General features: G+C 56.4%; 11 protein-coding genes. 7 read left to right on the top strand and 4 right to left on the bottom strand.

Features of this window, described 5'->3' with window-relative positions:
* The first annotated feature begins 164 nt into the window (after window positions 1-164).
* Both AC3ITF_RS16255 and AC3ITF_RS16250 read left to right on the top strand, forming a co-directional pair.
* The gene (locus tag AC3ITF_RS16255) at window positions 165-1,277 is read left to right on the top strand and encodes an MBL fold metallo-hydrolase (protein WP_489175840.1); all 1,113 of its coding nucleotides are present in this window, start codon (window positions 165-167) and stop codon (window positions 1,275-1,277) included.
* Between the two features lie 16 nt (window positions 1,278-1,293).
* A complete protein-coding gene (locus AC3ITF_RS16250) occupies window positions 1,294-1,635 on the top strand; it encodes a RamA family antibiotic efflux transcriptional regulator (RefSeq protein WP_045440915.1) in 342 nt (113 codons plus the stop codon).
* Window positions 1,636-1,656: 21 nt separating this feature from the next.
* On the opposite strand, the gene AC3ITF_RS16245 is transcribed toward AC3ITF_RS16250, so the two are convergent.
* Window positions 1,657-1,905 (bottom strand): DUF1158 domain-containing protein, encoded by a 249-nt coding sequence (locus AC3ITF_RS16245; protein WP_115259141.1) that lies wholly within the window; start codon window positions 1,903-1,905, stop codon window positions 1,657-1,659.
* 66 nt (window positions 1,906-1,971) lie between these two features.
* Window positions 1,972-3,090: a YbdK family carboxylate-amine ligase gene (locus AC3ITF_RS16240; protein ID WP_489175839.1), complete on the bottom strand. Its 1,119-nt coding sequence runs from the start codon at window positions 3,088-3,090 to the stop codon at window positions 1,972-1,974.
* Window positions 3,091-3,357: 267 nt separating this feature from the next.
* Here AC3ITF_RS16240 and AC3ITF_RS16235 point away from each other — a divergent pair, with 267 nt between their 5' ends.
* Both AC3ITF_RS16235 and AC3ITF_RS16230 read left to right on the top strand, forming a co-directional pair.
* Window positions 3,358-4,062 (top strand): GNAT family N-acetyltransferase, encoded by a 705-nt coding sequence (locus AC3ITF_RS16235; RefSeq protein ID WP_489175838.1) that lies wholly within the window; start codon window positions 3,358-3,360, stop codon window positions 4,060-4,062.
* An 83-nt stretch (window positions 4,063-4,145) separates the two neighbouring features.
* Window positions 4,146-5,225, top strand: coding sequence for an alpha/beta hydrolase (locus AC3ITF_RS16230; RefSeq protein WP_489175837.1), 1,080 nt, complete (start codon window positions 4,146-4,148; stop codon window positions 5,223-5,225).
* Here the strand turns inward: AC3ITF_RS16230 and entD are convergent.
* Window positions 5,215-5,868 (bottom strand): enterobactin synthase subunit EntD, encoded by a 654-nt coding sequence (entD, locus tag AC3ITF_RS16225; RefSeq protein WP_489175836.1) that lies wholly within the window; start codon window positions 5,866-5,868, stop codon window positions 5,215-5,217. The genes AC3ITF_RS16230 and entD overlap by 11 nt on opposite strands.
* Before the next feature lie 49 nt (window positions 5,869-5,917).
* Window positions 5,918-8,173 (bottom strand): TonB-dependent siderophore receptor, encoded by a 2,256-nt coding sequence (locus AC3ITF_RS16220; RefSeq protein WP_117342194.1) that lies wholly within the window; start codon window positions 8,171-8,173, stop codon window positions 5,918-5,920.
* Between the two features lie 252 nt (window positions 8,174-8,425).
* Here AC3ITF_RS16220 and fes point away from each other — a divergent pair, with 252 nt between their 5' ends.
* Genes fes through entF form a run of 3 tightly spaced genes read left to right on the top strand, consistent with a single transcriptional unit; the run spans window position 8,426 to window position 13,779 of the window.
* On the top strand, window positions 8,426-9,643 hold the full coding sequence (gene fes, locus AC3ITF_RS16215) for an enterochelin esterase (protein WP_489175835.1): 1,218 nt from the start codon (window positions 8,426-8,428) through the stop codon (window positions 9,641-9,643).
* A 30-nt stretch (window positions 9,644-9,673) separates the two neighbouring features.
* Entirely contained in the window at window positions 9,674-9,892 is a 219-nt protein-coding gene (locus tag AC3ITF_RS16210) for an MbtH family protein (RefSeq protein WP_096757939.1), read from the top strand.
* Window positions 9,889-13,779 (top strand): enterobactin non-ribosomal peptide synthetase EntF, encoded by a 3,891-nt coding sequence (gene entF, locus AC3ITF_RS16205; RefSeq protein WP_489175834.1) that lies wholly within the window; start codon window positions 9,889-9,891, stop codon window positions 13,777-13,779. Before AC3ITF_RS16210 ends, entF begins: the two co-directional genes overlap by 4 nt.
* The last annotated feature ends 73 nt before the right edge of the window (window positions 13,780-13,852 follow it).

Below are 13,852 nucleotides of genomic sequence, written 5' to 3'. Positions count from 1 at the left end.
AAACACGATTGAATCACGGCCTTCGCAGCACCGCAACGGTGAATGTCAAAGATTGAAAATCATCTTGACGGCGAACTTGCGATTTCTATAATGAGTGCTTACTCACTCATAATCAAGAGTCAGTCGCGCAAACCAGCGGAAAGGGGCGCGTTTAAGGTCAGGATATGAGGCGTCTCACCGTTTGTGTGGTTGTTATTATGCTCATTGCTGCAGCTGCAAGTTTACCGTTTGTACTCAATGCCGGATTCGGTCAGGCGCCGCAAGGGGCACAACTGAGTGAGGTTGAACAGTCACCACACTACCGTGACGGACAGTTTCATAATCAGGTGCCCACGCTGGGTTACACCGGCAACAAAAGCATGCTGGCAGCCTGGTGGGAATTTCTGGTCGCGAAGCGCGAAAATGCCCGCCCTGCGCAACCATTGCCGCTGGTGGCAACCGAACTCGCGCGTCTGTCACCGCAGCAGGATACTCTCGTCTGGCTGGGTCATTCCTCGTGGTATTTGCAGCTGGCGGGTCAACGCATTCTCATCGACCCGGTATTGAGTAACTACGCTGCGCCGTTTTCATTTCTGAATAAAGCCTTTGCCGGGGAGTATCCGTGGACGGCTCAAAACATGCCCGAAATCGATCTGCTCATCATCTCGCACGACCACTATGACCATCTGGATCTTGCCACCATAAAGGCGTTGATGCCGAAGATTAAGCGGGTGATTACGCCGCTTGGCGTCGGGTCGCATCTGCGGTACTGGGGAATGAACAGCAAGATAATTGAAGAGCGGGACTGGAATCAGTCCGTCAGGGTGACGGACTCACTGATTGTGCATGTCCTGCCAGCACGGCATTTTTCAGGGCGCGGCATCAAGCGTAACCAGACCCTGTGGGCCAGCTTTATGTTGGAAACGCCAGAGCAAAATATTTATTACAGTGGAGACTCCGGCTACGGGCCGCATTTTAAAGCGATTGGCGAACAGTTCGGCACGGTCGATGTGGCGATTATGGAGAACGGTCAATATGACCAGGACTGGAAGTTCATTCATATGATGCCGGAAGAGACCGCGCAGGCATCCGCCGATCTCCATGCCAAAGCCGTTGTGCCCGGTCATGCCGGTCGTTTTGTACTGGCGAAACATAGCTGGGACGATCCCTACAAGCGTCTGGCGCTGGCCAGCCGTCTCAAAGATTACCGTCTGCTGACGCCGATGCTGGGTGAGCCGGTAGTACTGTCCGAACCGGACCAACCGTTCACGGCCTGGTGGCAGCCAGCGGCTCAATGAAAAAAGGGAGATAACGATGACGATTTCTGCACAAGTTATCGAGACGATTGTCGAATGGATTGATGATAATTTGAATCAACCATTGCGCATTGATGATATTGCCCGCCACGCGGGATATTCAAAATGGCATCTGCAGCGTCTGTTTATGCAGTATAAAGGCGAGAGCCTCGGGCGCTACATTCGCGAGCGTAAGCTGCTGCTGGCGGCGCGTGATTTACGTGATACCGACCAGAAAGTGTACGATATCTGCCTGAAGTACGGCTTCGATTCGCAACAAACCTTTACGCGTATCTTCACCCGTACGTTCAGCCAGCCACCTGGGGCGTACCGCAAAGAAAACCACAGCCGTACGCATTAACGACGAAAGGTTCTCGCGGGGCTAATCCGCCAGCGAGAACCAGCGTCGCCAGATAAAACGCAGAATAAAATACTCAATCACCCCAAGCAGTAAAAACCACAAGCAAAATAGCAACGTATAAAACTGGTTAAGATCCATCAAATGTAAAGTGGCGACGAGTTTTTGCGCCAGCACCAGGCCAAGCGAAGGCGCGGGCAGCAGCAGGCAGGACAGAAAGGCCAACAGCAGGATCCCGGCGGCGGTCATCAGTGATTCAAGCGGGTGTTTCATAACATTGTTAAACTTGAGTTAAAAGACCATTGTCCGGGATCTCCCGTGCTAACGCAAACCCCTCGCTTAACGCCCCGCCCAGATCTCACAATGTTTTTTCACCAGTCCGCTTAGCGATCCGCCATCGGCCACAAAATCACGCATGCGCTGCGCTTCGTTGTGCCCATTTTTTACCTGCTGGTGTAAGGCGTCAATGGCACTGGCGGCACCCACTTTATCCGCCGAGGGGGCGACAAGCTCCAGCAATCGAAGTGTGTCATCCGCCAGTCGGTGATGAGTGCCGGTATGCACGTCGGTAACGATCCCCTCCAGACCAAAGCGGCAGGCCTGAAAACGGTTAAATTTATACAGCAGGTAATCACGCTCCTGATGTTTGAAGGGACGCTCTTTCAACAACCAGTGGGCCGTAGCCTGAATGAGTCCGGCCATGTTGATCGCATGCTCGAGGGTGAGCGGGGTATCCATTACGCGAACTTCTACCGTGCCAAAGTGCGGACTGGGGCGGATGTCCCAGTGCAAATCCTTAATGCTGTCAACGAGGCTGGTGTAGGCCAGTCGACGAAATAATCCCTCAAATTCCTGCCAGTTGTTAACCCACGGCATCGGACCGTTATCGGGAAATCCTGAGAAGATATTGAGTCGAGCGCAGGCAAATCGCGTATCGGCTTCTTGCATATACGGTGAGGCGGCAGAGAGCGCAATAAAATGCGGCACAAAGCGTGACAGGCCGTGCAGCAGGTAAATGGCGTCGTCGCCGTGGGTACAACCTATGTGAACATGCTGGCCAAACACCGTTGCCTGCTGGATGAGATAACCAAAGTTCTCCAGGTTGCGCCGGTAGCGCTCGTCATCGCACACCTCCTGACGCCGCCATGTCTGAAACGGGTGCGTGCCGCCACCGCAGATGTCGAGGTGATATTCCGCCGCGGTCTGCAGGATTATCTGCTGCATGGCGGAAAACTCTGCTGCCGCTTGATCAATATTACGACAGACGCCGGTTGCCATCTCCAGCATACTTTCGGTGATATCGTGCTTCACTTCTCCGGCGGTGAGCTGCGGTTTTACGGTGTCAATCAGTCGGGAAGAGTCCTGGCTCAGGTCATAGCCTGGCGGATTAACCACCTGTATTTCCAGCTCAATGCCCAATGTAAACGGTTCGGAGACATGAAAGTCGGGTAGTGACATAGCGTTCCCTTGAGCGTTGATTTTTAATCAGTATTTACTCGTCGTCTTTCGAGCCGCAGGTGCGTTGACAGCGCTTGCTCATCCTGGTCACTTACTTTAGTAAGCTCCCAGGAATTTGCAGTCTTGTCGCCTTCCTGCAACTCGAAATCCTTAGAGTATAGAAGGACTGGCGGTTTTCCGTACGATAAGGGAAATCCACATCCTGCGCTTTGAACGCAAAATGACAGGTGCTATAACTGTTTTTTGCTTTCACAACGGGGGTGAGCAGTGCCGGAAATTAATCTGTATGGACAGACGGTAGGCAATGCCCTGCCGGACTGGAATGGGGCGGCAGTGCTGCCTCGGGTTGTGCTGGAAGGGCGATATTGCCGTCTTGAGGTGCTGGATGCAGACCGCCATGCCGCCGATTTATTTGACGCCTATGCGCAAGCGCCGGACGAACGTGACTGGACCTGGCTTGCCAGCGAGCGGCCGACGAGCGTTGCGGTAGCGGCCCACTGGGTGAAGGGAAAATCTACTGACGCCGGGCTGGTTCCCTACGCGGTTATCGATTTGCGCTCGGGGCGCGCCGTCGGGCTGGTGTGCTTTATGGCGATGGACCGCGAGAACGGCTCGGTCGAAATTGGTCATGTAACCTGGTCGCCGCGGATGAAAAATACGGTGCTGGGGACGGAAACCGTCTGGCTGCTGCTGCGTCAGGCATTTGCCCTCGGGTATCGTCGTGTGGAGTGGAAATGTGACTCGCTGAACGATGCGTCGCGACGGGCGGCAGAACGCTTAGGTTTTGTCTTTGAAGGGCGTTTCCGCCAGAAAATTGTGCGCAAGGGCCGTAACCGCGACAGCGACTGGCTATCGATGATTGACGGCGAGTGGCCACAATGTGATGCCGTTTTACAACGCTGGCTGGCCGCGGAAAACTTTGATGCGCAGGGTCAGCAGCGTCAGTCGCTGGCTGCGTGTCGGCAGGGATAACGCCGTCATCCGCCATAACCGTTCAGACAGATTATTAGCAACGGCTATACTCTTTCGCGAAACGGTTCAACGGAGAACGTACCATGAAATCAGGTAGCCGATTAGGGTTATCCGGCAAGGCCTTAGTCCAACCCGCCGCAGTCGCCATGGCGGCGAGTCTTTTCAGCGCAGCGGTCAGCGCCGACGCGTTGCAGGAGCAGCAACAGCGCTATCAGCAACGCTGGCAACAGGAACATGGCCCGCTGACGCAAGCCCCGCCAGCGCCTCTGGCGGCATTTCTCGCCGCCCAACCCACGACTGATAAACCGGTTTACGACACGCTCAGTTCGCGAGCAGGATTAGCGGCTTTGACCAAAGCCAACGTCACCACTTCCGACCCCATGGCAGCGGTCATCAATGATGAAGTGGATACCGGGGAGCGTCGCATCCCGGTACGTATTTATCGTCCGTCATTAGCCGGTTCGCCTGCGGTGCTGGTGTTTATTCACGGCGGCGGACACCTGAGTGGATCAGTGGAGGTCTACGATCCCGTAGCCCGGCATCTGGCGACGGCAACCGGCAACACGGTGGTGTCGGTCGACTATCGGCGGTCACCGGAAAACCCGTATCCGGCAGGTCTCTCCGATGCTAAAGCCGTGGTCGAAAATGTCTATTCATTGCTCGAGCGTCAGCACATTCCCTATCAGCGTCAACTGACCCTGGTCGGTGACAGCGGTGGTGGTGCTTTCAGCGCAACGCTCGCCGCGTCGCTTTCCCGTCATCAGCCGGGGCTGATTAATCGGCTGGTGCTGATCTACCCGAGTCTGGATTACACGCTAGGCTGGCCGTCCGTGAAGGAAAATGGCACAGGGAAACTGCTCGATGAAAGCAAAATACGCTGGTACTTCCAGCAGTATTTCCAGAATGATGAAGATCGTAAACTGGCATCACCGCTCTATTTTCCATTGCGTAAAGATTTTCCGGCCACATTACTCTTTAGCGGCGGGCTGGATCCGTTGCGCGATGAGGACTTTGCCTTTGTTGCCAAACTGCAAGCTGAGGGCATTCCCGTACAGCACGTTCACTTTCCGGGGATGACTCATGCCTATTTGATGCTGGAAGATAAAGTCCCGCAGGAAGCGCAGGCTACGTATCAGGCGATTGGTGAGTTTGTTAAAAAGTAGCGTCACACAGGGTAATGACGCTGTTATCGCGTGAGGTCCAGCGCACGTTGACGTTCAGTCCGCCGAGGTTTGCCGAAAATGACGGCATTATTTGCACCGTTAAGTGCGTGGCGGTGAGGGCGATGATTTTGGCGCTGGCAAAGCCCGGCAGTCCGCGAGATTGCGCACTGAACGCTTTATATACGCTCTCTTTGGCGGAGAACGCCAGGGTTAAGGCGAGCGGAAAGGGGACCGGGCAACCTTGCAAAACCTGTCGTTCATGGTGGTCGATAATGCTGTCAGCCAGTTCGGTAGCGGTGTCGGGTGTAAAAATAGCGTCAATGTCTAGCCCAATGGGATGCGGCGAGACAACTGCTAACGCGGTCGAGGCGCTATGGCTGATGCTGCCAAACAGACCCGGTGGCCACAGCGGTTGGCGGCGTTCGCCGATGCCGGGCACGGCTTTACTGCTATATTCACGCAGCGCATGGACGGCGGCAATACGCCCCGCTAAATGCTCCGCTTGTCGTTTACGCCCGCAGGCTGCGAGCTGGGCGTAATGAGGAAGCCACAGCAGATCGTGTTCATGCAGGCTGTCGGGGGCAAATTCAACGAGATGCAGCGTATGGCTGGCGAAGGACAGTGGAATGTGGGTTGTGTGCATGATGGCTCACGAATTCCCTCTCCTCGATGGAGGAGAGGGAAAAACGTTATCAGAAGTGCGTGTTAACGCTCATGAACCAGGTGCGGCCCGGTTCGTTATAGGTGTATGCGCCTGCGCCCGCCATATAATTTCCGGTCACAATATCACCCGTGGTCTGGGCATTCCCTTCGCGCCATAGGCGTTTGTCAAAGACGTTATCCACGCCACCGGTCAGGCTGACGTTTTTGGTGACATCCCAGGTCGCGCTCAGGCCGACAATGCTGTACGGGCTGACTTCATCAGCCGAGCTGCCGGTCACTGGTTTGCCCTGGTAATCGTATTTCTTCGGCTGCTGTTTGCCATACCAGGTGAGGGTGGACTGCAAGGACAGATCGTCGCGCGCCTGCCAGCTCAGCGTGGAGTTCAGCGTGTACTGCGGAATAATCGACAGACGTTCACCGGTCTCTTTATTTTTACTTTGCAGCATGTAGGTGATGTTGTTGGTCCAGTTAACGGTTTGGCTAACCGGGACGTTCAACGTACCTTCCAGGCCTTCTACTACCGCTTTAGGAATGTTTTCCCACTGGTAGATATCTGTTTTACCGTTGTTAATACGGTTCAACGGTACGGTACCGGCTTCGATTTTATCGCGGTAATCGTTGCGGAACCAGGTGACTCCAGCCAGCCAGCCGTCGCGTTTGAACTCCAGGCCAATTTCTTTGTTGATGCTGGTTTCCGCTTTCAGGTCGTCGTTGCCCATCATGTAGCAGCCGATGCCGCTGGCGGAACCGGTGGCGTAGCAGCCCTGGCCTTTACTGTACAAAATATAGTTCGGGTTGAGCTGGTACAGGCTCGGCGCTTTATAGGCCCGCGCGATGCCCATTTTCAGGGTAAAGTCGTCGCCCAGTCCCTGAGACAGGTTCAGAGACGGACTCCAGTTATTGCCCACGATGCTGTGGTGATCGAAACGCAGGCCCGGCGTCAGCATGGTGCTGTCGGTCAGTTCCATGTTGTTTTCGGCGAACAGAGAGAAGATCTCGGCATCCGAGTACGGGCTGCGGTTGGTGCTGCTAAAACCAGGAATATTACCGCCCATAAAGGTTTGCGAGTTGGACAGCATGTCTTTCATACGCTGCTGGTTCCACTCGGTACCGAGCGTCAGATTTTGGTTGACCAGCAGATCCAGCGGAATGCTGACCTCACTGTGCAGCATGACGTCACTCAGGTCGGCGTCGACATATTTTTGCGACGCTTTCGGATCGAAGATCCCTTCCGTGCCGCCAGCTAATCCTTCCGGGGTGCGGGAGTTACGCGTGTGTTCGTACTGTACCCAGTTGCTGGTGGTGACGCCGTTATCCCAGCCGCCGTTCCAGGTCAGGGAGTAGTTCTGGCGATAAAGACGGTTGGTCTCTTTACCGTAGTTATCTTTCACCAACTGGTTGGTGTTGGTGTTTTGGGTGTCACCCGCGTACAGGTTGCCCTGACGGCTGTAACCGGCTTCCAGTTCGAGAGACTGGAGTGGGGCAAAGTCCCATCGCACTACGCCATTAATATCTTTGTTAATGACCCCTTCACGACCCGCCGGTAAGGTGTTGGCATAGGTCCCGGTACGTTCTGACTGGTGACCCTGGTTGATGTCCCAGGCGTCAGCCTGCGTTTTATCAAGATTACCGTACAGACGGAAGCTGAAATCCCCGCCCAGTGGGCCATTCAGGCTGAAGTTGGTACGTTTGGTGGAGCCTTCTTCTTTGTGTTCTGGGGCGTTGAAATAGGTATCCCAGGAACCATGCCACTCGTTGCTGCCTTTTTTGGTGATGATATTCACCACACCACCCGCAGCACCGTTACCGTAACGCGCCGCGGCAGGACCACGCAGCACCTCAATACGCTCGATCATTTCCGGCGGCACCCAGGCGGTATCGCCACGGGTATCACGCTCGCCGCGCCAGCCCTGACGTACGGAGTTGCGGCTGGTGACCGGCTTGCCGTCGATCAGGATCAGGGTGTTTTCTGGCCCCATGCCGCGAATATCAATCTGACGGTTGTTGCCGCGCTGGCCGCTGGTTGAGTTACCGGTCAGGTTAACGCCAGGCATGGTACGGATGATTTCCGCCACATCGCGCGCGGGAGGATTCTTACGGATTTCATCAGCGGTGATGGTGGAAACACCTGGTGCCTGCAGGTTCTGCTGGGCGGCGGTAACGACGATGGTATCTTCATGCGAGACGGCGGTGCTATCGGTTTTATCTTCTGCCATGGCTGGCAGCGCTATCCCGTAAATCCCTAAATTGACCAATAAGGCCAGTGAATGAATCTTGTTGTTCATTGTATGTCCTGCTTTCTTTTAGCCACGTGAACCAATATGCCGTTGTGGGGCATTTGGCCTGATGTCGCCCGCTCCTGCGAAAACCATCCGTTCCAGAAAAAGTTCGCAGCGTCAGGTCGGTTTATGAGTGGTGAAAAACTGTACGCGCTTCCCACAGCGCGACAATACGCTATTGCAAATGCAAATAGTTATCAATAATATTATCAATATATTTCACGATTAGATTTAAAATTGCACAATAAACATGGGGTTATGACGGTGACGGCGTTAATGATGGGAAGCGAGGCGTGGTGGCAGTCAAAAAATGGCCCGGAATGGGTGCGTGAGGACAGCGGCGATTACCGCGTGACGTTTTGGTGGCGTGACCCGCAGGGAACGGAAAAACACTCAACAATTCGTCGCGTGTGGGTCTACATTACCGGCGTGACCGACCACCATCAAAATGCCGTTCCCCAGTCGATGCAACGTATTGACGGTACAGATGTTTGGTGCTGGAGCATTACCCTGAACTCCCGCTGGCGCGGCAGTTACTGTTTCATCCCTTCTACACGAGACGACATTTTTGCCACGTTGAACGCAGGCGACACTCCGGACAGAACGTTATTACGCGAAGGCTGGCGACAGTTGTTGCCGCAGGCCATCGCCGATCCTCTCAATCCTCAAAGCTGGCAAGGCGGGCGCGGGCATGCGGTCTCAGCGCTGGAAATGCCCGACGCCCCCGTTCAGCCTGGCTGGGACAGTCCCCAACCTCCGGATTCACCAGCGCTTTGCTTGCAATGGCACAGCGAAAGGTTAGGTAATACGCGCCGCGTGTGGGTGTTTACCACCGGCGAGGCAAATCCCGGGGAACGTCCGCTGGCAGTCCTGCTGGACGGACAGTTTTGGGCGCACAGCATGCCGGTCTGGCCCGCGCTGACCTCACTGACCCAGCGACATCAGCTCCCTCCTGCCGTTTATCTCCTGATTGATGCCATCGATACGCCTCATCGCAGTCGCGAGCTGCCGTGCAATGCCGATTTCTGGCTGGCGGTACAACAGGAGTTACTGCCGCTGGTGAACGCGACTGCCGCGTTCAGTGACGAGCCGCAGCGCACGGTCGTCGCCGGGCAAAGCTTTGGGGGATTGTCCTCGCTGTATGCCGGTCTGAACTGGCCGGAACGTTTTGGCTGCGTGCTCAGTCAGTCCGGATCTTACTGGTGGCCGCATCGCGCAGGGCATCAGGATGGGATCGTGATTGAACAACTGAGGGCCGGAACGTTGAGCGCGCAGGGGCTGCGTATTGTTCTGGAAGCCGGAATTCGTGAACCGATTATTTTTCGCGCCAATCAGGCGCTCTTCGCACAGTTACCGCATGCACCACGGTCTATTTTCTGGCGTCAGGTTGAAGGTGGACACGACGCGCTTTGCTGGCGCGGCGGCTTAATGCACGGGCTGATGACGCTCTGGCAGCCGCTCACCGATACGATTTAACCGGACGATGTTCCACGACAGGAGTTGAGTATGGAATTCAGTAACCCTTTCGATAACCCGCAGGGTCAGTTTTACATTCTGCAAAATCCCCAACGTCAGTTTAGCCTTTGGCCGCAGCAGTGCTCGCTTCCTGCTGGCTGGGCCATCGCATGCGAACCGCAATCCCAGGAAGCCTGCCAGCAATGGCTCGCGGAAAACTGGACCACGCTAACACCTGCAAATTATGCCGATGTACAGGAGGCAGAATGACTCAGCGCTTACCGTTAGTCGCGGCCCAGCCGGGGATCTGGATGGCGGAAAAACTCTCCACGTTGCCTTCAGCATGGAGCGTCGCGCACTACGTGGAATTAACCGGGGAACTGAACGCACCGCTGCTGGCGAAAGCGGTTGTCGTCGGTCTGGGGCATGCTGATACCCTGCGTATGCGGTTTTGCGAAGACAACGGCGAGGTTTGGCAGTGGGTTGATCCAACGTTCACTTTTACGCAACCCGAGATTATCGATGTCCGTGACATGGCCAGTCCGCACGACGCCGCTCGGGCGTTGATGCAGGCTGACTTGCAGCAAGACATTCGTGCCGATGGCGCAAAACCCCTGGTCTGCCATCAACTTATTCAAGTGGCAGATAACCGTTGGTACTGGTATCAGCGCTATCATCATTTGCTGGTGGATGGTTTCAGTTTTCCTGCCATCACCCGCCAGATAGCCGCCATTTACCGCGCATGGCAGCGCGGCGAACCGACGCCGGAATCACCTTTTACCCCCTTTGCCGAGGTGGTGGAAGAGTATCAGCAGTATCGCCACAGCGAGGCGTATCAACGTGACGGCGCATTCTGGGCCGGGCAGCGAGAGCAGTTGCCGTCACCGGCTTCGCTGTCGGGCAAACCCCTGCCGGGCCGGGCGACCAGCGCGGATATTATTCGCATGCAGTTGACCGCCCCCGACGGCGTATTCCGCCAGCTTGCCGCGCGCATGCCTGACATTCAGCGTGCGGATTTAGCGCTGGCGCTGGTGGCACTATGGTTGGGGCGTTTATGCAGCCGGATGGATTATGCCGCCGGGTTTATTTTCATGCGCCGCATGGGGTCGGCGGCGCTAACGGCAACCGGGCCGGTGTTGAATGTGCTGCCATTCGGTGTGCATCTTGATGCCGCGGAAAGCCTACCTGAACTGGCGAAACGACTGGCCGGGCAGCTCAAGAAGATGCGTCGTCATCAGCGTTATGATGCGGAGCAAATTGTGCGCGACGGCGGCCGAGCGGCCGGTGAAGAGGCGCTGTTTGGTCCGGTACTGAACGTGAAAATCTTTGACTACCAGCTGGATCTTCCCGGCATCCAGGCACAAACCCATACGCTGGCGACCGGGCCGGTTAACGATCTGGAACTGGCGCTGTTCCCGGATGAAAACGGCGGTCTGAGCATTGAAATTCTCGCCAATAAACAGCGTTATGATGAGGCGACGCTGGCGCAACATGCGTCGCGTTTAACCGCGCTGATGGGCCAGTTTGCCGACAACCCGGCGCTGCGCTGCGGCGATGCCGATATGTTGTTGCCGTCAGAGCAAGAACAGCTGGCGCAAATAAACGAGACGGCGATTGATATTCCGTTCACCACGCTCAGCGCGCTGGTGGCGGAACAGGCCGCGAAAACACCGGATGCGCCGGCGCTGGCCGACGCTCGCTATCAGTTCAGCTACCGCGAAATGCGTGAGCAGGTTGTTGCACTGGCGCAGGTACTGCGTGAACGCGGCGTGCGACCAGGGGACAGCGTTGCCGTGGCCTTACCGCGCTCTGTGTTCCTGACGCTCGCATTACACGGCATTGTGGAAGCGGGTGCCGCCTGGCTGCCGCTGGATACCGGCTATCCGGACGATCGTCTGCGGATGATGCTGGAAGACGCGCGCCCGTCGCTGTTGGTCACCACCGAGGAACAGTTGTCCCGCTTTCGCGATATTCCGGGGCTGGACAGTCTGTGCTATAACGCGCCGCTGTCTCGCGAGGATATCTCGCCGCGCGCGGTGTCGCGCCCAGAACATACCGCCTACATTATCTTTACCTCGGGTTCGACCGGCAGACCAAAGGGAGTGATGGTGGGGCAAACCGCCATCGTTAACCGCCTGTTGTGGATGCAAAATCACTATCCGCTGACCGCCGATGATGTGGTGGCGCAAAAAACGCCATGCAGTTTTGATGTCTCGGTGTGGGAGTTTTTCTGGCCGTTTATTGCGGGCGCAAAGCTGGTGATGGCGGAGCCTGAGGCGCATCGTGACCCGCTGGCGATGCAGCAGTTCTTTGCACAATATGGCGTGACCACCACGCACTTTGTACCGTCGATGTTGGCGGCGTTTGTTGCCTCGCTGACGCCGGAGACGGCGCGGGAAAGCTGCACTACGCTGAAACAGGTGTTCTGCAGCGGCGAAGCCCTGCCAGCAGAACTGTGCCGCGAGTGGGAACAGCTGACCCACGCACCGCTACACAATTTGTACGGCCCGACCGAAGCGGCGGTGGATGTCAGCTGGTATCCGGCATGCGGAGATGCACTTGCCGCCGTGACCGGTAACAGCGTGCCGATTGGCTATCCGGTCTGGAATACGGGCCTGCGGATCCTTGATGCCATGATGCGCCCGGTGCCCGTCGGCGTGGCGGGCGATCTGTACCTGACAGGGATCCAACTGGCGCAGGGGTATCTGGGGCGCCCGGACCTGACGGCAAGCCGTTTTATTGCCGATCCGTTTGCGCCCGGTGAACGCATGTACCGTACCGGGGACGTGGCGCGTTGGCAGGACAGTGGTGCGGTGGAATACCTCGGGAGAAGCGATGACCAGCTAAAAATTCGCGGGCAGCGCATTGAACTGGGTGAGATTGATCGGGTAATGCAGACGCTACCGGATGTCGAGCATGCCGTGGCCCATGCCTGCGTATTCAATCAGGCGGTAGCTACCGGCGGCGATGCGCGCCAGCTGGTCGGGTATCTGGTGTCGCATTCGGGGTTACCGCTGGATATTCCCGCACTACAGGCGAGACTGCGTGAAACGCTGCCTGCGCATATGGTGCCGTCCGTGTTATTGCAGCTGGCGGAGTTACCGCTCAGCGCCAACGGTAAGCTGGATCGTAAAGCCTTACCGATGCCGCAGTTGACGCCGCGCACGACAGGACGCGCGCCATACCCGGGCACGGAGACCACCATTGCCGAGGCCTTTTCCGCGCTGCTGGGCTGTGAAGTTAATGATGTAGCAGCAGACTTCTTCGCGCTCGGCGGTCATTCGTTGCTGGCGATGAAGCTGGCGGCGCAGTTGAGTCGCATATTTGAACGTCAGGTGACGCCAGGGCAGGTGATGGTTGCTTCCACCGTTGAACAACTCAGTACGCTGTTGGACAGCAACGATGACGCACAGTCACAGCAACTGGGGTTTGAAGCGCTGCTACCGCTGCGCACCAGCCACGGCCCAACGCTGTTCTGTTTCCATCCAGCGTCCGGCTTTGCCTGGCAGTTTAGCGTGTTATCGCGCTATTTGAACCCTGAGTGGTCAATTACTGGCATTCAGTCGCCACGGCCTAGTGGGCCGATGCAGACGGCAGCAAATCTCGATGAGGTCTGTGAATACCATCTTAAAACGTTGCTGGAGCAGCAGCCTCACGGCCCCTACTATTTACTGGGGTATTCGCTGGGCGGCACGCTGGCGCAGGGTATTGCGGCACGCTTGCATGCCAGGGGAGAGAAGGTTGCATTCCTGGGGTTGCTGGATACCTGGCCGCCGGAAACGCAAAACTGGCAGGAAAAAGAGGCCAATGGGTTGGATCCTGCCGTATTGGCGGAAATCGAACGCGAACGCGAGGCGTTTCTGGCGGCCCAGCAGGGCAATGCGTCCGACACGCTGTTTAGCACCATTGAAGGTAACTATGCCGATGCGGTGCGTCTGTTAACCACCGCGCACAGCGTGGCTTTTGACGGTCATGCTACGTTGTTTGTGGCCGAACGTACGCTACCGCAGGGCGTCAGCCCTAAACACAGCTGGTCGCCGTGGATAGCCAGTCTGGATATCTACCGTCAGGACTGTGCACACGTTGATATTATTTCGCCGGCAGCGTTTGAGAGTATTGGGCCGATAATAAACAGGTTGATCGCTCCGCCTGCGTAGCCGGGAATACTCACTATTGGCTTATTTGAATAACCTCATAATGTAAATAAAATGTTATGGGGTTGTTTTGTTT

The organism is Citrobacter sp. KH_055_1 (assembly GCF_057838705.1).
Note: the sequence above shows the minus strand (reverse complement) of the source record. Positions and strands in the feature narration are given on the sequence as shown.

Coding starts and splice junctions, on each gene's coding strand:
- AC3ITF_RS16250 (WP_045440915.1), top strand. CDS start 1,294: ATGACGATTTCTGCACAAGTTATCGAGACGATTGTCGAATGGATTGAT.
- AC3ITF_RS16255 (WP_489175840.1), top strand. CDS start 165: ATGAGGCGTCTCACCGTTTGTGTGGTTGTTATTATGCTCATTGCTGCA.
- AC3ITF_RS16210 (WP_096757939.1), top strand. CDS start 9,674: ATGGAATTCAGTAACCCTTTCGATAACCCGCAGGGTCAGTTTTACATT.
- AC3ITF_RS16245 (WP_115259141.1), bottom strand. CDS start 1,905: ATGAAACACCCGCTTGAATCACTGATGACCGCCGCCGGGATCCTGCTG.
- AC3ITF_RS16230 (WP_489175837.1), top strand. CDS start 4,146: ATGAAATCAGGTAGCCGATTAGGGTTATCCGGCAAGGCCTTAGTCCAA.
- fes (WP_489175835.1), top strand. CDS start 8,426: ATGACGGTGACGGCGTTAATGATGGGAAGCGAGGCGTGGTGGCAGTCA.
- AC3ITF_RS16220 (WP_117342194.1), bottom strand. CDS start 8,173: ATGAACAACAAGATTCATTCACTGGCCTTATTGGTCAATTTAGGGATT.
- AC3ITF_RS16240 (WP_489175839.1), bottom strand. CDS start 3,090: ATGTCACTACCCGACTTTCATGTCTCCGAACCGTTTACATTGGGCATT.
- entF (WP_489175834.1), top strand. CDS start 9,889: ATGACTCAGCGCTTACCGTTAGTCGCGGCCCAGCCGGGGATCTGGATG.
- entD (WP_489175836.1), bottom strand. CDS start 5,868: ATGCACACAACCCACATTCCACTGTCCTTCGCCAGCCATACGCTGCAT.